The 20,679-nt window shown below is 47.9% G+C and carries 12 protein-coding genes and 1 pseudogene; 3 read left to right on the top strand and 10 right to left on the bottom strand.

Annotated features, from left to right (window positions below; genetic code table 11):
* Positions 1–31: 31 nt before the first annotated feature.
* The 7 genes and pseudogenes from ACX1C1_RS13900 to ACX1C1_RS13870 all read right to left on the bottom strand — a co-directional run bounded on the left by ACX1C1_RS13900 (position 32) and on the right by ACX1C1_RS13870 (position 11,546).
* The gene (locus ACX1C1_RS13900) at positions 32–772 is read right to left on the bottom strand and encodes a GNAT family N-acetyltransferase (protein ID WP_458952789.1); all 741 of its coding nucleotides are present in this window, start codon (positions 770–772) and stop codon (positions 32–34) included.
* Positions 773–966: 194 nt separating this feature from the next.
* The gene (locus ACX1C1_RS13895) at positions 967–5,757 is read right to left on the bottom strand and encodes a hypothetical protein (RefSeq protein WP_458957812.1); all 4,791 of its coding nucleotides are present in this window, start codon (positions 5,755–5,757) and stop codon (positions 967–969) included.
* A gap of 36 nt (positions 5,758–5,793) precedes the next feature.
* Positions 5,794–6,594 (bottom strand): annotated as a pseudogene (locus ACX1C1_RS13890) (Athe_2463 domain-containing protein); the annotation flags it as partial.
* Between the two features lie 85 nt (positions 6,595–6,679).
* A complete protein-coding gene (locus ACX1C1_RS13885) occupies positions 6,680–7,939 on the bottom strand; it encodes an S-layer homology domain-containing protein (RefSeq protein ID WP_458952788.1) in 1,260 nt (419 codons plus the stop codon).
* Positions 7,940–7,953: 14 nt separating this feature from the next.
* Complete coding sequence (locus tag ACX1C1_RS13880) at positions 7,954–8,928, bottom strand: S-layer homology domain-containing protein (protein ID WP_458952787.1); 975 nt, start codon at positions 8,926–8,928, stop codon at positions 7,954–7,956.
* A gap of 275 nt (positions 8,929–9,203) precedes the next feature.
* Positions 9,204–10,367 (bottom strand): MFS transporter, encoded by a 1,164-nt coding sequence (locus ACX1C1_RS13875; RefSeq protein ID WP_458957680.1) that lies wholly within the window; start codon positions 10,365–10,367, stop codon positions 9,204–9,206.
* Positions 10,368–10,460: 93 nt separating this feature from the next.
* On the bottom strand, positions 10,461–11,546 hold the full coding sequence (locus ACX1C1_RS13870; RefSeq protein ID WP_458952786.1) for a lactonase family protein: 1,086 nt from the start codon (positions 11,544–11,546) through the stop codon (positions 10,461–10,463).
* 188 nt (positions 11,547–11,734) lie between these two features.
* On the opposite strand from ACX1C1_RS13870, the gene ACX1C1_RS13865 reads away from it, so the two are divergent.
* Positions 11,735–12,073 (top strand): hypothetical protein, encoded by a 339-nt coding sequence (locus ACX1C1_RS13865; protein WP_458952785.1) that lies wholly within the window; start codon positions 11,735–11,737, stop codon positions 12,071–12,073.
* 161 nt (positions 12,074–12,234) lie between these two features.
* Positions 12,235–13,230, top strand: a complete 996-nt coding sequence (locus ACX1C1_RS13860; protein ID WP_458952784.1) for an aldose epimerase family protein — start codon at positions 12,235–12,237, stop codon at positions 13,228–13,230.
* A 104-nt stretch (positions 13,231–13,334) separates the two neighbouring features.
* On the opposite strand, the gene ACX1C1_RS13855 is transcribed toward ACX1C1_RS13860, so the two are convergent.
* A complete protein-coding gene (locus ACX1C1_RS13855; RefSeq protein WP_458952783.1) occupies positions 13,335–14,327 on the bottom strand; it encodes a LacI family DNA-binding transcriptional regulator in 993 nt (330 codons plus the stop codon).
* A gap of 154 nt (positions 14,328–14,481) precedes the next feature.
* Here ACX1C1_RS13855 and ACX1C1_RS13850 point away from each other — a divergent pair, with 154 nt between their 5' ends.
* On the top strand, positions 14,482–16,782 hold the full coding sequence (locus ACX1C1_RS13850) for an FAD-dependent oxidoreductase (protein ID WP_458952782.1): 2,301 nt from the start codon (positions 14,482–14,484) through the stop codon (positions 16,780–16,782).
* Between the two features lie 94 nt (positions 16,783–16,876).
* Here ACX1C1_RS13850 and ACX1C1_RS13845 read toward each other — a convergent pair whose 3' ends face one another.
* Both ACX1C1_RS13845 and ACX1C1_RS13840 read right to left on the bottom strand, forming a co-directional pair.
* A complete protein-coding gene (locus ACX1C1_RS13845; RefSeq protein WP_458952781.1) occupies positions 16,877–17,779 on the bottom strand; it encodes an ABC transporter ATP-binding protein in 903 nt (300 codons plus the stop codon).
* A 3-nt stretch (positions 17,780–17,782) separates the two neighbouring features.
* Positions 17,783–20,665 carry an ABC transporter permease gene (locus ACX1C1_RS13840; protein WP_458952780.1) on the bottom strand — a complete coding sequence of 961 codons (2,883 nt, stop codon included), beginning with the start codon at positions 20,663–20,665 and terminating at the stop codon, positions 17,783–17,785.
* Positions 20,666–20,679 lie beyond the last annotated feature (14 nt).

The raw sequence follows: 20,679 nt of genomic DNA, 5'->3' as shown, positions 1-20,679 counted from the left end.
GGGCTTCCTTGTTGTTGCTTCCGCAGAATCATTATTGTACTTTAACGCGATACCAGTACGTATAAATTTCCGAAAAACCGATTTTCGAATAAAGTTTTTTTGCTGGCTCATTGTTCAACACGACTGCTAGATAGCTGTACTTCGCTCCATTTTCTTTTCCCCACTTTAACAAGTTTAATATCATCTGTTCTCCGAAACCCTGGTTTCTATAATTTTGATCAGTCACGATATCATATAACCCAATGTAATCTCTTTCTATTACTCCAAATCCACAAGCAACGACTTGATCTTCCGAAAATAACGTTACATATGCTTTTTTGGTTTTTATATTGGACAACATCTGCAACATATCGTTCCTGTTGTTGTTGCTAAGGTTATTCAGTCTAATATAATGATCTAACCACCAATCATCGATCTCTTCATTTATCATCACTGAGGTTAGTTTGGGTTCACTTAATTGTTCTAAGTTCATGGTTTGAACACTTGTAATATCAACCTGTGCATAACCTCCTTCATCTAAAGTTCTATCGAGGTTCGTAGGATGAACAAAAGGCGTGATTTTAAATATGGTTGGGAGGCGATTAGCACAATAGATCTGCTCGCATTCTTTTATTTTCTGATTCAAATCACAGGTAGAATAATGAATAGGATTAATCGAATTTGCTCTTTTCGTATAACCATTAGCAAATCGCAACACCCAGCCATCATATAAAAGAGTAGACAGAGGTTGCCAGTGGTTTAGAGATAGTTCCTCAATAAACTTATTTGCCATCTTTACCCTCCTTTTCATTGTGTATAATAATACATAATGACGAATAAAAATACAATACCGCTGAACAGCTCTTCTTGCACAGCAGCATTATTTTGTCATGCGTAAAGAGCCGACACCTCGCTTAAATCAACCCTAAGCTTCATGGGTTGACGAAAAGCGACGCCGGCTCTTATGTTGCTTATTCTTCCACAATCCTATTTGACGCGATGAACACCAACAGTTCCTGTTACTAGGCCATCAATTATAACAGGCACCTGCGTGCTTTTGACCATTCCATTATTGTAATAGGCCGTAAATGTGAACGTAATCGGTCCGTCTGGCAGTTCCTCCAGTTGTTCGTCCCACAGCTCGCCTCTCCACTTTGTTCGGCTGGCATCTGTAGAAGCAAGTATTGCTTTTCGATCCCCAAGCGTGACTTCAACTCTTATTGTTTGTGTCGCAGTGGCTGTCAAAGTAGTGTCCGCCTCCAACTTAAACTTCTCTCCTGCAAAATAAACATGATACCCGCGAGGGGATTCCTCATTTCCACTTTTCTTCAGATTAAGCTCCTTCCTTCGCTCATTCCAATCATCCGTATGATAGACGAATCCATTGATGGACAGTGGCAGCACTTGAATGTTCCGCTGAAGCGACACCGATGCCGCTTTGCCGTCCGAAACAGTCTGACGCATCCGCCACGTTCCTGCTTCCGTCATCCGGTAAGTCGGTGCAGTTACTGGGTACGGGTAAGAAAACGAATATGGATAAGACTGTAGGACTCCTGATGGACTCACAAGCTCGTACGTTACTGTCAGCGAGTCACGATCAGGATCACTCGCCAAGCTGCGGAATGCAACTGTATCGCCTTCAAATACAGGATTCGGCGACCAATCAAATCCAGGTATAGGCGGTCGATTGTTTACAATGGAGATCGTTTTGGTCACTCGCTGAATATTGCCGTTAGGCGTCCGCGAGGTCCACTCGAACGTGTATGATCCGTCTGGAACCTTAGGTACGGCTATCATTTCGCTCCAGCTTTTACTTCCGATCCCCGTAGTGTGCAAGGTTGTGGAATTTAGTTTAATCGTCCGCTGATATAAAGTTCCTTTGAAAGCCGTTACGGTCGTCGCATTACTATTGACCGTCGAATCCGGATATTTGGTCGTCATAGCAGACAGCCTGTACGTCTCTCCGGAAAGAAGCGAAGTCAGATTCGCGGTTGAACCATCTATTGAACCGATATTCCCGCTCAAATTAATTGGTGTAACTACCTGAACAGGATAGGAATGCTCTGCAAATGAGCCCGCTACAGAACCATTGGCGCGCACGATAAAGTTGTACCATCCGTCTGGCGTAGTATTCGGAATTGACAAGGTTTCCTGACTCCAGTTAATATCGTTACCATTCTTCGTTCCTGAATAATACGGAATGTTTTTTGATATGTAGCTGCTCATACGGAGATTAAGAGCGATAGAGTACGGGTACCTCGTCCATAACTCATGTGCAATCAGTTTCTCGCTCGCAGGAACACTATTGATCGAAAACCCGCTGTACTCGGTCTTCAAATTGGAGCGCATCTGCACGGGCACCGTGTCTGGCAGCACATAGGTCCTCTGAAGAGGCTCAGACCACGCGCCTTCAATGTCTTGAACGACATAATCCAGCAGATAAGTCCCAGGTGCGAGGGAAGTCGGTATTTTGGTCCACACCTCGCCCGAACCGAGCCTTGTCAACTTGAGACTGCGAGCCTGTATTCCGCGGTCAGTAGCAGCTCTCGTAATGCTGTGATCGAGGTCATAACTGCGATCCAACCATGTTGTATCGTACATATTGGACGCAGGTTTATAATTAAAGTCGAGTACAACATCAGGGATCGGCTTGCGATGTACCATGATTTCTACCACAGATTTATTCGAATAATAAGCGTAATGCTCAAAATTAGGATCCATTGTTGGCAGGTCTTGGACACGACGGATGAACTGGTATTTACCAGGTTTGGTCAATATAAATTTGGATTGGTATGGCATCCAATTCCCACTACTCTCTACTGCGATAAGCGACTTGCCGTTAATCCTCTCGAACCCCAAGCTGTTATCATAATAATCGGGGTCTTGGATGATTTGCAGTTGATCGGATGGAAGAGGAATCATGTCCCTTTCATAATCGAATGTCGCTGTTCGCGTTTCGATTTCATCGCCAACAAGTCTTACTATCTTCGGAACTTCCGGATTGTTCTCTGCGATATAAGAAATGATCCTCGATATAACTTCTTCGATCGGTCCGCTATTTTGAATAAAATGATCATGCGTAATCTGCGATCGTAAAGCATTTGAGCCAACAAGAATAAGTTTGGCTTGGTTCTTATTCACTGCATTTTGTAAATCAGCGAGCTCCGAAGACTGGTTGTCCGTAATATAAACCAAATATTTATTAGGTACAGAGCGCATAAATGCAATATCGTAAGGTTGACGAACATGTTTATAGATAGTCCCGCTATAATGGCCGGTGTAACTGTCTCTCCATACGAAGTTCGGTACATAGACGACATGCGTCCAGTAAACCGTACCGCTATAGTTCGCTGTCCATGTTCTTGTGCATGAGTGGCCATTCTCGCCTGGCGTCGTGCAGTTCAGCGGGCCTGGCGTTTCGCCTGTCCGGTCGATTGAACCCGAGTATTGTCCATCGCTAAAGTTCTGAGAGCTAGGACATACACTCGTATTAGTTTCGTTTATTAAACCTCCCCATTTATTAAACGTCGAAGTAACCGTATTACTGCAAGTTCCTGTCCCCGTCTTCGAATCAACAACTGTCTCGGGTCCTCCGATATCTATTTCATATGGTAGGTTGGTTGTGCTAGTAAGCGTTAATGTTCCAGCGAATCCATTGGATTCGTAATAAGTAGAACCATCAGGATAACTTCCTCCATATCCTTTGCTCGTATTAGCTGCTAGAGGATGAACGTAAGTCCTCATATCCCATATGCCAATGTTGGCCAACATATTAGCTTGTGTAAATGCATTGGTCAGCGACACAGCATTGCCTCGAATATAATCGGTGGATGCTTGATTGAGATTTGAATCCAGCATGATGAATACATCCATATCCGGCTTCTGAGTAGGAATGTCCACATACATGTCGCTTGCTGGTGAATAATTATCCACGAAAAAATACGATTCGATCGTGCGTGTCCTATCGTCAGTCGGTGATATGAACTCCATGAGGCGCGCTTCATTTGTGCTTTCCTTAGCGTAAGCAGTGATCCTATACTGCCCCAGCTTATCGAAGATGGGCAGCTCCGTCAGATCTCCATCCGATTCAAATACCAATTTGTCGAACATGCCATCATTATCGCTGTCGTGATGAACCATGATTTGTTTTTCTGCGATGTAATCGCCATCAGTACTTACCGCTTCATAGAATAGCTCCAGCTGATCCAAACGGCTGATTTGCGATTCGTAAGCATGGGCGATAACTGCCGGTTCGTGGTCAGGTGCAATCTCATAATTGACGACATACGGATCGGAGTAGCGTGTTATGGTTCTGCCATCGCCGTAAGGAATGACGCGTTTTGCAGCTATGCTGATTTGATAGTTTCCAGGCTTCGTATACATAAACTGTTTTTCAGCTAGATTGGTTTCGCAATATCCGACCCTACATTTTAGATGAGGATCGCTCAAATTCATGTAGCTGAATGAAGTAATTTCAAGCGGGGCATGCTGCTGGACCCATACATCATTGCTTGCAATAGAATGATCTCGTGCAACCATCGTGCGATTCTGTTTGAATAACCCCTCAAGCGTAATCGCAACACTCGGTTTGGAGCGGTGAATAACGACGTGCTGCAGTTTAAAGGACTCGGTACCATCCGGGGCTGCAAATGTCGTTTTTACTTCTCTTAGCCCTTGCTTGTCCTCACCAAAGATGTATTGCCCCTCGTAAAATGCAGCTGCATCGATTTCTTCGCCGTCAATGAAGACCCTTTTCGTGAAATCGCTGTAGTTTTCCGGTGTTTTGCATTGATGAAAAGGAATATAATCCGGAAGCGCATCCGTTACAGGGAATGGCACAACATCGTACCAGTCCAGCGGCCAGTCCGCTTTTGGTGTAATGTACATTGGTGGATCTTCTAATTCCTCTGGGTTCTGGCATCCATCATTAAAAGGCGTTTGTATGACGTTCACTTGTCTAGTACGAGTGGATTTGTTATTTACTGTCGTATCCTTATCTACGATCGTTTGAGTGATTTCGAAGCTTCGCCCCACAGGTGCAGTCACGGTTGCTTGCGGAAACTTACTTGCCATAAAAGTATGCAGATACGCATTGACTGCCAACTGATCCAAGTAACCGGCTATTGGTTTTTGTACACCTGGAATGGCAGGATCAAACGTTCTTTTCTGTACGGTCCCGTCTTGAATATTTTTGATTTCAAATTCGTAATAGTCGATATCGTCGCCATAGGAAAAGTCTTTGTATCCAACCAACGATTGCGTGAATTGGGCCTTATTTTCAAATTGAATTTCAGGCACTACGCCAAAATCACTAAGCATGGGTTGCTTATCCGTTGGTTCGAATTCGACTTGGAAGTTACAATACTGGCCAGTAGTTGAAGGCGTACTGGAGGTATGGTTTGTATAAACAAGAAAGGCTCCTGCATGGGATTTATACAACCAAACGTCATCACTTGTCTTATCCAGTTTCGAAGTGTCTACCTCAATGGTGAAAGTCGTGCTGCCCTGATTCCCATTTTTGACAACGCCATCGCCGTACTTATTGGATGCCTTCTGTATATACGTGTTTGCGTTTGGATCTTTCATATCAATGCGCCAGTAATCGATATCCTTGCGCGTATAGTATTCTGCCTCTTTCCCTCGATCTCCAAAATACATCGTGTCTTGCAGAGACCCTGTAACAACCATTTCAACTTTAACCGTTTTGCTTTTGCCGATCGGTATGGGTGCATCGTTTACCGGCTGGGCGTAACAAACGGAAGGAGTTTGCTTTTTCATTGGTGGCTCAAGTTTGGGAATAACGTAAGTATGATACCACAAGGAATGTGTGTCCCAACTATAATGATACATGTTACCGAAACCAGCTGTACGAGCAGAGGGTTCTTGGTCAATAGACATGTAGTTACGTAAATCGCTATTTGGACTATCAGGGTCATAAGGTAATACTCGATATCGATCGGAGTATTTCACCCCTTGCGTAATAGGAAAACCTAGTGCTTTGCTTATCCAAGGAGCAATGTATGCAAAGTCTTCACTTAAGACATCACGTCTGCCATTGTATACCGCTCCAGCGGACCCTGGAAGATATTTATAATCACTTGGAAGTTCTGCCCATGGTCTGTATACCCAATGTTTGGAGGCTAGTGCATTTCCAGAATCCGAATCAACAATAAAATGGACATTAGAAAATAAGTTTCCATCTCGCGTAAATCCAAGATACCTGTATTCACCGCGAACAGAATTTCCGGTTTTAGGATCTTTCCCGATGAAATGGCCATTGGTGAAATCAATCGTATCTGGCCCAGCTTTTTGCCATCCCTTTTTAAATTCTTGTGCTTTCCCTACAGAAGAAATGTTTCCATAAACCTCTAATCGGCGTTGTCCGGATAGCGGATTGGAACTACCAAACGGCCAAGCTGTTTCATAATAATATTGAGCATTAAACTTAAAGTTATCGCTGTTGCAAGGCGGCACTCCTTCAGGAATATATCCATCAACTTTCGGACTAGGGTTATACTTGCACGGATTCGGAAAACCGTTAATAAATAAAGGCGGCGGAACCTCTGCCGCCGCGGAAACTAGTTCTATTTTTGCTAAACTAGATATGTCTATCATTGTAAGTAATAATAAGCAAAATAGAGCTCTTGATAGAAATCTCTTAGTCTTTCTTTTCATTCATTTACCTCCATCAATACATGTTTTAGTACATTAGTTTGACTGCAAAACGTTTTCCAGATACATAATATTTAAAGTTCTTACCGTTAAAGGTGAAGTCCTTTCCCATTGATTCCTTTGTGAGAGCCTCGACTTTACTGCGAAGTTCTTTTCCTTTTCCAGTACCGGCCATTATCTCATAGATCGAACTTACGAAATCATTGCTCGTTTTGAAGGTTGATGTCACTGGATACGAGAACTCTAACTCCCTGTAATCGGTATCAACTACAACAAACATCTCGTCGTCAGGTCTTAAGTCAAATTGTCCTGTACGCGTGAAATAATTATATTTCTCGTATACCTCTTGATTAGTGAACACAGCAATCCCTGTGTTTGAGATATTTGTATATCCTTTGGAAACATGTTTCTTTGCCGCATCAAGCAGTTTGATATAATAGTCATAATCTATTTTGTTATTAAACAAATAAATATTACCTCCATTCTCAGTATAGTACTGGCCTTTCAAATTAGGCTTGAATGGTAGTCTAAGAGATGTATCCCTCAAACGAAGGATCATGGTTAATGCTTCTGCTCGCGTGACATACCTCTGAGGGTAGAAATGTTGATTAGGATAACCATTCATAATACCGGATAGTAGCATAGTTGTAATTGTGCTATTACCGCCGTACGAGAAATCTTTTAAATCTTTTAATCCAATTTGGGATCGCGCGAACTCCATATATTTAGCATCTAACCTATTTTCATAAACTGAATACCATTTGCTGAGTAAATAAGCCGATCCTTCACGTTTGAGTTGCTGCTGAAATTTCTTATGATCCTGCGGAAAAATCGGGTCAAAAGAAGGGATGAAACCCATCTCATAGATGAAGTCCACATAAGGAGCAGCCCAATATCCGGTTTTTGCATTTGTAAAATTGAATTTCTTTAGAAGAACAGCATTTTGAATCATGTTCAAAAATCCAGGTTGCTCTTCCTCCAACTCCGCATACCAAGCTGGATCAAATACAGTCTTGTCATTCGTAGTTACGCTATGTGCGCGAAGCATCATGACAATGAACTGATCTGCCTTTACAACATCATCCGGCCGGAAAGTACCATCCTCAAATCCTTCAACAAATCCAGCATTATATGCTTGAAGAATAGTATCCTTCGCCCAATGCTTCGATATATCCGAGAAAGGCAGTTCATTCGTAGCTCCCGACTCCGCGTTCGCCACATTTGCTCCCCCGGCAAATACCGATACGAATAAGGATAAAGCTATCATCCATTTCATTGTTTTCTTCATGTTCATTTCCCCTCTCAACTATTTAGATACGATGCTAATCGAGTTAGTATCTTAACGGATTCAGCACGGCTTACAACCTTGTTTGGCTGGAACGACCCGTCCGGATATCCTCCGAAAATGGCAAAGGAGCTTGCTTTTGAAATTGCATTCTGAATTTCTTCCGATAACGCGGATGTGTCGGTATACAATTTCGGTGCCGGTTTCTTATTATCAACGAGGTTCATCACGTTTGTGATTATAAGGGCGACGTCTTTTCGAGCAAATGGCTTTTTCAAATCAGCTACATCCCAATTGGCTAGAATGCCAAGATCGTCCGCTGCTGCCAGATACCTTTTAGACCAATCGTTTCCGACTACTTGAGCAAAGTTATACTCTTGCAACCCCATCTCCAGTGCAGTGTCTTCGTTTAAAACCTTCCACCGGAATAATCTTGCCCATTGACGATTCCCATGCGGCTGTTCTTCTGTTAACGCAAGTACCAGCATCTTAATGATCGCTTCTCCGGTTACGGCATCTTCGGGACCGAATCTACCATCTCCATAACCATCCACGATACCTTCATGTACAAATGTTGTAATATCTGCTCTGGCCCAATGTTTGGCGATATCTCGGAACAATGGGACATCGGCTGACAAATGAAAGTAACTTCCGCTTGCAGAAGTAATTTCGAATTGATATGCGCCAACTTCAGGCGTGTTCACTACAAATGTTGCGGACCAATTTAACTCCTCACCTCGTGCTCGTTTGGTGCTTGTATGTCCTTTTACGATATGGCCATCCGGTAATACCATGCTGCTCTGAAACTCACCTGAATCGCTTTCGATTGTAAACTCAATATAGTCGACGGTATTCGAGAGCTCGTATTGTTTGATAACTCTGACGCTATCTGTTTGTGCATCTGCCGTTTTAACTCTATTGCTTGCGGTATAGCAGGCCCCTACCAACAAAGCAGCCAGTCCAATATATACAATACGTTTATTTTTTGACATCTTTTTACACTCCTTAACAATTATTTCACCATGAGTCGTGATATTCCCTTTACCACTTTCGAAATACTGAAAGAATAACACCAACGCCAGATTTCTGGCACAAAAAAAAGCACGCCCCTCCCTACTTTCGTAAGGAGATCGCGTGCTTCGCTCATCTCTAAAATTTCTCTCTTTTTCGACGAATATCTACTCCGATGTTAAGCGATGAAACCGATATTGTCAATCATTTCCTATGCAAGCACCGATAAAAACTATGCCTCTTCTATCCTACAACGCTATATCTCCCTACGATCCTTAGGCAGCATAATCGCCAGCAAGCCGATTAACGGTAAGAAGCTCGCTAATTTCATAACCAATTCCATCCCATGAGCGTCAGCCATGTTGCCTAATATGACGGACCCCAGCGCGCCCATCCCGAACGCTAATCCTGTTATCATGCCAGACGCCATCCCTACCTTACCGGGCAACAGCTCCTGAGCATACACGACGCTAACCGAGAATCCAGACTGTAGAATAAAGCCCATTACCGCCATTACAGGATAAATCCAGAATAACGACAAATGTGGCAGGAGCAATGCAAATGGCGCGGCACCTAGGATCGAAATTAACATCATTTTTTTGCGTCCGATACGATCAGCCAGCAATCCTCCTACAAACGTGCCGATTACGCCAAAAATCATAAAGAGGAAAAGCGGAATCTGGGCTGCTTGAATGCTAAGTCCATATTCGTCTCTTGCAAAAAATTGATAAAAGTTGCCGATCGCGGCAGCATACCAGGATCTCGCAAATACAACAAGCAGCAAAATAGACAACGCGATCGCAATAACTTTGCCGTTAGTCGTTAATCGGCCTGCTGCGGAAGCTGCCTTTTTCTTGGGCACTTTGCCGCCATGCTCCGCCAACCGTGCTGTATACCATGGCACTACCTTGAAGCAGATCGCAATTGCAAGCGCCGCGAGCAGCATCCCCCACGCAGCACCACGTTGTCCAAGCGGAACAAAAATCGCTGCCGTCATGATCGGTCCAAGGGATTGGCCAAAGTTGCCGCCAACCTGGAAGATCGACTGAGAGAAAGCACGTCTGCTGCCCGCTGCCAAATGGACCACTCGTGATCCTTCTGGATGGAATACTGCCGAACCGATGCCGACGAATACAACCGATAACAATAGGAGCGGATAGGTAGGCGCAAACGCAAGACCGGCCATTCCGGCCATGCTACAAAGCATACCAGCAGGCAGCAGCCAAGGGGTTGGACGTTTATCCGAGAAAATCCCGACAACTGGCTGCATAATTGACGATGTCATATTAAGTGTGAAAGCGATCCAACCGATCTGTCCATACGATAATTTGAGCGACTCTTCGAATATCGGGAACAAAGCAACGACGACCGTCTGCATCGCATCATTAAGGAGATGGATAGAGCTGATCGCGAACAACATAGCATATATTGTCGCCGTCTTTACCGCGCTTGCGGTATTGCCGGTTCCCGGTGATTGTGATGACAAAAACAGGACCTGCCTTTCAATTAACGATTAATTGGCGAATCGAATACACACAGGAGCAGGAAGCGACAGCTCACGTCCGGCAGATGTTAGCTTACCAGACTCCGCATCCCGGTGAAAAACAACAATTGTACCGCTCTTCTGATTGGCGACAAGCAAATAACGCCCATCTGGCGTAATACCGAAATTACGCGGTTGCTCTCCGCCACATCCAACATGTTGGATGTTATCAAGCTCTCCGGTTGAAGAATCGACGCGGAACACAGCGATACTCTGATGACCACGATTGGAGCTATATAGAAACTTCCCATCCGGTGACAGATGGAGATCAGCGGAATCATTATACCCATCGTAATCGGAAGGAATGGATGAGTATACCCCACCTTGCGTCAATATCCCCTTCTCCTTATCGATATGTACCAGTGTAACACTAGAAGCCAGCTCATTCGTCACATATCCTACCGGCAGCTCTGGATGGAACACAATATGACGCGGACCTAAGCCGGCTGTGAGCTTACATTCGTGCCGCAGCGACAACGTTCCTTGTTCTGAATCATAAGCATAGGTCACAACGGCATCCATGCCCAGATCTACTGCGCATACCAGGTTCGTGCCAGGCATGATTTCAAAGCAGTGCGCATGAGGTTCCATTTGTCGATCGGTGACTGGACCCGGTTCGCATTCATGTTGAAGAAGCGAAGCCGTGCCTATAAAATCTCCGCCTTCTGTCAGTGGCAATGCTACTACATTTCCTCCTGTATAATTAGCAGCAAACACCGCAGCTCCGCCAGCATCGACGCTGACGTAACAAGGATGCTCGCCAATTGTGGAGATGCTGCTCGTGACGGAGCCTAGTAGGCCTGTCAACGGGTCGATATCCAGCGTCGCCACGACTCCTCCTTTAACCCCCGCCGCCTCCGCGATTTCTTGCGCAGCGTACAGCTTGGAGCCATTTGGATGAAGCGCTAGAAACGATGCATTTTCGACACCTTGTACCCTTTGAAGGATCGTCAAACTTCCGTCCTCTGGATCCATCCTGCATACATGAATTGTAGCTTCATCAGCCTCTCCGTACGAACCGACATACAAGATGCCGTTTTCCCAACTGTTACTCATTTGAGCCATCTCCTACATCCCTTTCCGTTCCTGCATCAAAAGTGTATTACAACTAAAGTGAACATAGCATAATGTTTCTGGCATCACAAACACTTTTTTTACCAATCCCCCTTCACAAGCTCAAATGAATATGTTATAATGTAAGCGCTAACATTTCATAGATTCTATTCTTATAAGGGGGATTTGGGATGATGAGTGTTGCGCTAGATGAGAAGAATGTATACGAGAATTTCGATCAAGAGACGGACGTGCTGTTCTTCAAGCTCGGAAGTCAAGGACTCGTAAGCTTCCATGGCAGAAACTACAATAGAAAGAAGAGTATGTCTGTCGAAGAACTCCGTCGCTTAACGAACGAAAAAAATTATTTCCAAATCAGTTCGGATTGCTTCATTAATCTTAGCAAGATCAGATCCATATCGGACGGAACGGTATATTTCGGATCACAGAACACGGACTGCAAGCAATTGCATGTCAACCGCCGCAAGCAATACGCAATCGAGCAAGTATACCGGCAGTTCGCGCAATAGTTTGTCCGCATAGCCGATATTAGCTTGATCAAACAACCGTCTATTGCTCCTCGAGCAATAGGCGGTTGTTTGCTTCGTGCTGCGCTGGTATGCTAGAGACGAGATTCCGAATTCCTAAACCATCTCTTACAATGTATATGAGCCAAGGAGGAACTACTGCAATGACAAAGCAAGGACAAGCATACGCTGGGCAATTCCATGATGAACAAGCCATTTGGCTCCAATGGGGACCATACGAAGCTGCAGCGCTTCCTAATGTCGGAGCGAATTTGATCGCTTTCCGGGACACTGCACAAGGCTACAATATTCTAAGAGAGCCAACATCCGAGGAGATGGTCGACTTCCGCAAGAAGCCAATCGTTCACGGTATTCCCCTGCTCTTTCCTCCGAATCGCTACGAGGACGGCACCTTTACTTGGAACGGAAGAACTTACACGTTCCCGATTAACGAGGCAACCACGGGCAACCATTTGCACGGCTTCCTGCACGATGCCTCATGGAGTATCGAAGATTACGGCGTAACCGCCACAGAGAGTTATGCACAATTCAGCATCACGATCGACGAATCGCATGCGATCTTCGAATATTTGCCCCACCGTTTCACGCTCCGCTTACGTTATTCGCTCAGCGACAACGGTCTGCTGCAGCATGTAATGGTCAGCAACAATGGCGAAGAAGCGATGCCTTGCATGATCGCGTTCCATACGACAATCAACGCACCGTTCGTGCCAGGCAGCACGTCGGACGATTATACGTTCACAATGACAACTGGCAAGCGTTGGGAGCTTAGTTCCCGCATGCTGCCAACAGGCAACCACCAGCCGCTGCTAGAAGAAGAAATCGCCATGCAAACAACCGGCGTGTCACCATTCTGGCAGTCAATGGACAACCATTACACAAGCTCGACACGCGATGGCCGCAACAAGATGGAGCTCACGGACAATCGTGTTGGTGTAACGTTGGTATACGACGTTGGCACAGCCTATAAGCAATGGATGATCTGGAATAATAATGCGACACCAGGTTTCTTCTGTCCGGAGCCTCAGCTAAACTTGGTTAACGCGCCGAATGTCGATTTGCCAGCGGAGGATATCGGTCTCGTAACGTTGGAGCCAGGTGGCATCTGGGAATCAACAAGCCGCTTGTACTTACGCTAAACGCCTAGCTACGCTTGACAGCAAACCAAATATCGAACTTCAACCAACAAAAGACGCCTGTCTTTCCGATTTTCCATCGGGAAGCAAGCGTCTTTTGTTCGTATTCAATGACTAGAGCCTCTAACCGTCAGTGTTCCCTCAAGCGTGTAATGGATCGTTTCTTCACCATTAAGCAGCCTCGTCATCATTGACAATGCAAGCTCGCCCACCTGCTCGCGGGGATAATGAATGACGGTCAATGCGGGCGTCGTTAACGTCGTTAGCATAATATTCTCCGAGCCCGCGATGGCAAGACATTCCGGTACGGCAATGCCATGTGTTTTTGCCGCTAACAAGACGCCTGCAGCCATCAGATCGTTGGAGCATATCAGCGCGGTGAATGGCATCCCTGCCGGATGTTCCTTCAGATATTCGGCGAATACCGCCTCGGCGTTTTCCGCTCGGCCGCTGCCATCCAGCTCCGCAACCAGCACCGACTCCTCGCCTAGCTCCGCTAACGCCGCCCGAAACGCACGATATCGATGAGTAAGATACGCACCGCCATTGCCTGCTGTCATAAATCCGAGCCGATTATGCCCGACGGCAAGTAGATGCCCAATCAACTCCTTATATTGAGAACTCCAATCCAGATCAATGCTGGACACCTCATTGCCCGCAACGTCGTCACCAATGTTAATCGAAACAACAGGAATACGAGTCGAGTGCAGCCGTTCCATCGTCTCCGGCTTAAGACATTGCCCAAGTAAGAATATGCCGTCAACCCGTCCTCGAAGCGCCGTAATCAGCTGTTCTTCTTGCTCCTCTGAATACGCTTGGAAAAACAGTAGATAACCCTCACGTCGCGCTGCATCCTCCAATCGAAGCAGAATCCCTGCTTCAAATGGATTGCCCAAATAATTAACGAATACTGCGATTTGGTTCGTACTCTTCGTCTTTAGGCTTCGAGCCAATAGATTCGGCTCATATTTAAGCTCTTTCACAGCCGCAAGTACTCGCTGTTTGGTTTCTTCCTTAACGTTATCCCTGCCGTTCAACACATAAGAAACAACTGCGACGGAAACCCCCGCGAGGTCTGCGACTTCTTTCCGGCTAGCCATAAACAAACACTCCCCGCATTCGAAAAAGTTACTCGAGTAAAATTATATCAGACACCCTATTGGCAAGCAAAACTTTCCGTGCTAACATTAAAACAATTCTTTATTTACACGAGTAAATTATATGCTCAAATTACAATCAGGAGCGTGAATGTTCATGAAAACGATCTCGCAATCATACGATCTTGTCGTCTGCGGCGGCGGACTCGCAGGATTCTGTGCTGCGGTAGCTGCAGCCCGGCAAGGCGCATCCGTTTGCCTCATACAAGACCGTCCCGTGTTCGGCGGCAACAGTTCCTCGGAGATCCGGGTAACGCCACATGGCGCAGCTGCCTTCCATGCCTACGCCAGGGAAACTGGAATCATTTCGGAACTATTAATCGCTGAACGCGCGGTGAACCACGAGAAGATCAGAGAAAACGGTTGGACGAACAGCGTCTGGGACATGGTGATGTACGACATGGCCGTCTCGACGCCGAATCTGACCTTCCACCTGAACACTTCCATTCAAAGCGTAACCACTAGTGATGGAGAAATTACTTCGGTTCGTGCTATAGTGGCCAATGCCGAAACCGAGCTTGATATCCAAGGCCAATTGTTTATCGACTGCACGGGCGACGGCGTTGTAGCGGATCAAGCGAGATGCGAATGGCGCTGGGGAACCGAAAGCAAAGACGAATTTAACGAGCCACATGCTCCGGCAGAAGCAAGCACCAAAACAATGGGCAATTCCATCCACTTCCGGGCCAAGGATATGGGACGTCCCGTTCCGTTCCGTGCCCCGGACTGGGCCGTCAAACATGAGGATCCTGACTACTTCTCCAAGCAGGGAAGGATGTTCTACGACACTGAATCGGGTTACTGGTGGATCGAGATCGGAGTGCCTTGGAATACCATCTATGACAACGAGACTATTCGCCACGAATTAACCAGACATACGCTCGGTATATGGGATTGGATGAAAAATAGCGATCCTTTGCTTAAGGAACAGACGGTGAATCTCGCATTGGATTGGATCGGCCAAGTTCCGGGCAAACGCGAGAGCCGGCGCATCATCGGCGAATACTTTATGACGGAGCATGATATTCAGAATTTGACCAAGTTCGATGACGAAATCGCATTCGGCGGCTGGTTTGTCGATCTCCATACGCCAGGCGGGCTTCTTGCGGAGCACGCGGAGCCTGCTAGCGCCGAGGGATATAACGAAACGAGCGACTACGCCCAGAAGAGCTATTGCGGACCATATGGCATTCCGTTCCGCATCATGGTCGCAAAGGACGTCACCAATTTGATGATGGCCGGACGCAACGTCAGTGTTACCCATGCTGCGCTTGGCACCGTGCGGGTCATGTCCACAACGGCGCTTATGGGACAGGCAGCAGGCACAGGCGCCGCTTACGCGCTGCGCAACGGGCTAAAGCTTAAAGAGTTGACCGACAAAGCCATGGTCGATATTCGCCAACAATTACTGAGAGACGGCTGCTTCCTGCCGAACGCGATCAATGAAGATGACGGAGATCTTGCGCGTCAAGCCTCGGTAACCGCCAGCAGCGTTCAGCTTGTCCATGGCAGCGGGCCGGCAAGCCGCGATTATACGTACGGATTCCGCAGCGCAGAGCTGCAAGAGGCACTCATCGGCAAACATGAGCCCTTAACATTGACACGCGGTCAATGGATTGCCGTTGAGTCCGGCCACATCGAAAGCATTGACGTATGTTTAAGCAACGCAAGCTTCGCCCCGCAAGAGGTACGCGCCAGCATCGTGCCTGTCGATCATATCTGGGACTACCGCGTCCATACGGGTCAAGTCTATGCCGAATCAATCCTCGTCGTTCCTCCGGGCGAGAAGCTTTGGGTAGGCTGGAAGCTTGATTTGGGTCTTCCAGGGACTGGTGTACGTTTCGTCAGATTGCAGCTGGATCGTAATCCGAACGTGCAATGGCACTCGGCAGGCAAAGTGATTCCTGGTCATGTAGCCGCTTATGATATGGGCGGCGGCAAGATGCGCAGGTACAACGACGGCGGAACGCTTAGCTACCGAATCTCTCCGCCGCAAGCCAGCTTCGGCGCCGAGCAGGTTATTAGCGGCGTTACTAGGCCTCATCGAAGCACGAACCAATGGATTTCCGATCCGGCCCAGCCTCTCCCGCAGCAAGTGAGTTTACGCTGGGAGGAGCCGCGAACGATTGCCGAGCTTCAACTTACATTCCCTGGACATTTGTTCAAGGAATATCATAACTACACCCCTTTCTTCCGGGATCCGCAATGCCCTAAGGATTACCGGATCGAAGCATGGATAGATGGAGCATGGACGGTTATCGTCCGGACCACGGACAACTTCCAGCAGCTGAACAAACATAAGCTGGACTCCCCGGTTACGACGACCAGCTTGCGTGTCGTTGTAGAGACAACCAATGGCGACCCATCGGCGGCAATTTACGAAATTCGCTGCTACTAACAAACAAGGCTCCCGCTTCGCGCGATCGCGAAGCGGGAGCCTTGTCTATTCACTCAGTTGAAATTCCGGTCGTACGCAGAATCCGATATGCCGCTTATTTGTTGCCGTCCCCCTCCGATTTCGTTTCCGGAGGCAGTAACACGATTCGGCCTTCGCTAAGCTCTACCCGGACCTTGTTCGTATTGCTCACGCCAATGGATTCGAGGTAGCCGGCAGGAACTTGCAGCCTGCCCGCCTTGTCGAGAATCGCGTATTCGATGTGGGATTCGCCTTCCAGCGACTGCTCCTCCTCCATCGCCGCCAGCTCCTCCGCATAGGAACGTTTGCGCAGCATCTCAGAGGATATCTTGCCGTCACGGATCGCGGCGACTCGGTCGACCTTCTTGGCGAGTTCCGGGTCATGCGTGACGATCACGATCGTAATGCCGATGGAGCGGTTAAGCTCACGGAACAAATCCAGAATTTGATTAGACATCTTGGAATCGACGGAGCCAGTCGGCTCGTCTGCAAGCAGCAGCTTGGGATGATTGGCAAGCGCGATGGCGATGGCGACCCGTTGCTGCTCTCCGCCCGAGAGCTGATACAGCTTGTTGTTCGCCCGGTGGCTAAGGCCTACAGCCTCAAGAAGCTCCTTCGCCCTCCACCGCTTGCGTCGCCCGGTGAGCAGAATCGGCAGCTCCACATTCTCAAGCGCAGTCAGATACGGGATCAGGTTACGGGCGTTATTTTGCCATACGAAGCCTACACTCTCCCGCTTGTAACGAACTAAGTCGCGCTCCGTAAATTTCAGCATATCCTTGCCGTCAACAGTCAACTTGCCCGCCGTCGGCTTATCAAGGCCGCCAAGCATGTTCAGCAGCGTCGACTTGCCGCTTCCGCTATTCCCGATAATCGCCATCAGCTCGCCTGACTCGATTTGTAGATCAAGACCTTGCAGGGCGAACACTTCGAGATCGGCTGTTTTGTATATTTTTACGAGTCCTTCGCAATGAATCATCTCTTAGTCCTCCCCGAGCTTGAGCGCTTGATGGATGCGCAGACGCGACAGCATATACGCAAGAATGCCGAGACCGATCAGCAGCATCAATCCGACCATGATATAGATTCGCATGTAATCCGCGGCTTCGAATTTCACCATAAACGGCGGCACTAGGCTGCTCGGATTAAAGGCGATCTGGAAGTTCGGGACATACAGCCAGCTGGCCACGTTGCCGACGATAACGCCCAGCAGCACCGCAACGCCGGAGGTCAGGATCTGCTCTGCCGCAAGCATGGCAATCAGATTGCGAACAGATAGACCAATGGCTCGCAATATGCCGTTCTGGAGCGTACGGCCGCGAAGCGACAGCACCCAATAAAGCAGGAATCCGATAAAGCTGACCAGTATCGCAAGTACGAATCCGAGCGTCAGCACGCCGTTCAGCGCCAGCAGGAACGGATCATTTTTGGCCTTGATCAGCTGTTCACGCGTATTGACGATACTGCTGACCGACAGCTTGTTCTCCTCGATGCCATTGTATACTTCGGCCGTCGATACGTCCGGATCAAGCTTAAGCCAGACATCATATGGCTCAAGCGCGAGCTGCACCTGAATGCGCGGTAGATGTCCGACAATCAGCATAGGCGCGTTTTTGACGGCATCCTCGCTAACATTGACGGTACCAGGCGGAGGATTGGGATTAAAGGTTGGGAAATAATCGATAATGCCATACACCTTGAACGGCTGCTGCGTGACCTCTTGCCAACCGATCCAGATCGTATCGCCGGGTTTGACTTCCTTCTGCTCGGCAAGCGTCCGGGAGATCAGCACTGAGCTTGTATCCGGTGCGATCAGATTCAAATAATCGTTAAGCGTATAGTCCAGCAAGCCATCCCGGAACCAGGTTGTCATCCCGAATTCATCGGTATCGATGCCGATCAACGTCGCGCCTCCGGACGCCTCATTGACGTAGAAGCTGGCATCCTTCTTGGTGAATACCTTAGCTGCGTGCTCGACGCCAGGCAATGTCTTGAACGGCTCGAACGCCGGCTCCAAATAATGAATTTCGCTGGGGCCTGCTGCGGCAGCGGCTTCCGGTGGTCCTCCGCCCGGTCCTGCCGGTGGCGGTGCATCGTTGACCCAATTGACGCTCAATACCATATCCGCGCCATTGCCGTAACGGATTCGGTCCTCTGTATTAGCGTTAATGGTTCTTGCCGCGGAAGCACTAAACACACCTGTCGCTATTGTCATAATCAAGAATATCATTAGGAACTGGTATTGGCTGCTGGATCGACCCACTTGGATAAGTGTGGCATAGAGCGAAGGCGGCCACCACTTCTTGCCGATCCAATAAACGCCCTTGAGAATCCATGGATATAATCGCAGCAGCAGCAACCCTGCCCCCATAATAAATAGGGCGGGCACAATAAATTGGAGCGGATCGATCGCCAGATCCTCCGCGTTAAGGCCCAATGCCTGCAGATCCTCTTGCCGCTTGCGGAATGTATACAAGCCATAGAAGGCAAGCCCCAGCGTAATAACGTCGAGGAACATCTTATGCCAGATCGGGCTGCCCGTAAGCCTGGCGGATTGCTGCTTATGGCTAACAATGCTGACGCGAGTTGCCATGATGATCGGGATCAAAACGATCACCAGACATGCGGCAGACGCGACAGCCGCGAAGCGATAAGATTCTTCTGTAATGCGCACCGGTAAGCTCACTCTCTGAACGAACGAGAGGAAACCGTTCGAGGCTCCCAGCACCTCTGTCAATAATGCGCCGAGGAGCGGTGCCAGCCCAAACGCGGCACAACATAACAACAATCCTTCAGTCAGATATGCGGCAATGACCTGCCATCTTGCCGCGCCACGACTTCGCAGTACGGCGATCTCATTCCGCTGACGACCAGCAATCAGGTTGGATACCATGAACATGTAGAACGCCAGCATAAGCAGGATCGGCACATTCAGCGCCCACATCAACGTACGAAGCTGTTCCGCGCGTTCTTGATATACGCTGATCGTACGAAGCGCTCTTGTCTCTGAGCTCGTCTGATACTGTACGAAGCTGCGCTGAAGCTCGGTCTTCATCGTATCGTGCGCCGCTACGAAGGGCTCCACGTTACGAAGCTCCATACGGGTGTAGTCCATGACGATATACCAAGCAGCTGTGCTTAGCGGCAGCACGCCATCACGGAGCATCAACTGCTCCCCTGCTGCAAATGGCAAGAGGAACGTATTGTTCATATCGCTCAGGTTGCCAAATCGGAAGTATGGATCATCATCTTCCAGCTTTTCCAATACGCCGACCGGCTTCACCCGGACCTTGGCTGCAGCCTTCTTATCCTCGATCACAAATTCTTTGTTCAATACCGTCTTGTAGTGGCTAAGGCCGCTTTCTGTCACAAGCACTTCATAGACACCATCCACCGGTGCAAGCGAGGGGAGTTTGCCGTCTTTGAGCTTGATATGCTCCTCCAAGCCGTCATACGATTTGAGCGTGACCCATTGTTGGTTCTCGTCGGATATGGGGTTCGGATCATCGGCCTGCTTCATCCTGAGAGACATGGACTGCAGGCTGGCGACGAGTTCCTGCACGGGCAAGCTGAATGAATCCGCCCCCTTCTCGCGGATATAAGCGTCTACTCGATTATATTTGGCATTGATTTGTTCCAGCGTTTCGTTGGTCTTGATTACATTCGAATAATGAGTGCCGGGGTATTGATTAGAAGTCGTCTGCAGGTTCTCAAGGTCCTTAAGCAGCATCCTGGAAAGCACAGCTTCCGAATAGATCGGCATACTGCTTACCAGAGCTACAGAGATGAGAATGCCCATAAACAAGCTTGCGAGCAGCCACTTGTTCTGCACCATCTTGCGAATGATCATTACGAATAGAGCCATCGATTAGTCACCTG

This window comes from Paenibacillus sp. strain BS8-2, assembly GCF_054483835.1.
The sequence above is the reverse complement of the archived record's forward strand: the minus strand, read 5'-3'. Positions and strand labels throughout refer to the sequence as shown.

Bases quoted from the DNA above. Each gene is read 5' to 3' on its own strand.
- ACX1C1_RS13855 (WP_458952783.1), bottom strand. From the start codon at position 14,327: ATGGCTAGCCGGAAAGAAGTCGCAGACCTCGCGGGGGTTTCCGTCGCA.
- ACX1C1_RS13860 (WP_458952784.1), top strand. From the start codon at position 12,235: ATGACAAAGCAAGGACAAGCATACGCTGGGCAATTCCATGATGAACAA.
- ACX1C1_RS13900 (WP_458952789.1), bottom strand. From the start codon at position 772: ATGGCAAATAAGTTTATTGAGGAACTATCTCTAAACCACTGGCAACCT.
- ACX1C1_RS13880 (WP_458952787.1), bottom strand. From the start codon at position 8,928: ATGTCAAAAAATAAACGTATTGTATATATTGGACTGGCTGCTTTGTTG.
- ACX1C1_RS13850 (WP_458952782.1), top strand. From the start codon at position 14,482: ATGAAAACGATCTCGCAATCATACGATCTTGTCGTCTGCGGCGGCGGA.
- ACX1C1_RS13845 (WP_458952781.1), bottom strand. From the start codon at position 17,779: ATGATTCATTGCGAAGGACTCGTAAAAATATACAAAACAGCCGATCTC.
- ACX1C1_RS13865 (WP_458952785.1), top strand. From the start codon at position 11,735: ATGATGAGTGTTGCGCTAGATGAGAAGAATGTATACGAGAATTTCGAT.
- ACX1C1_RS13875 (WP_458957680.1), bottom strand. From the start codon at position 10,367: ATGTTGTTCGCGATCAGCTCTATCCATCTCCTTAATGATGCGATGCAG.
- ACX1C1_RS13840 (WP_458952780.1), bottom strand. From the start codon at position 20,665: ATGGCTCTATTCGTAATGATCATTCGCAAGATGGTGCAGAACAAGTGG.
- ACX1C1_RS13885 (WP_458952788.1), bottom strand. From the start codon at position 7,939: ATGAAGAAAACAATGAAATGGATGATAGCTTTATCCTTATTCGTATCG.
- ACX1C1_RS13870 (WP_458952786.1), bottom strand. From the start codon at position 11,546: ATGAGTAACAGTTGGGAAAACGGCATCTTGTATGTCGGTTCGTACGGA.
- ACX1C1_RS13895 (WP_458957812.1), bottom strand. From the start codon at position 5,757: ATGAAAAAGCAAACTCCTTCCGTTTGTTACGCCCAGCCGGTAAACGAT.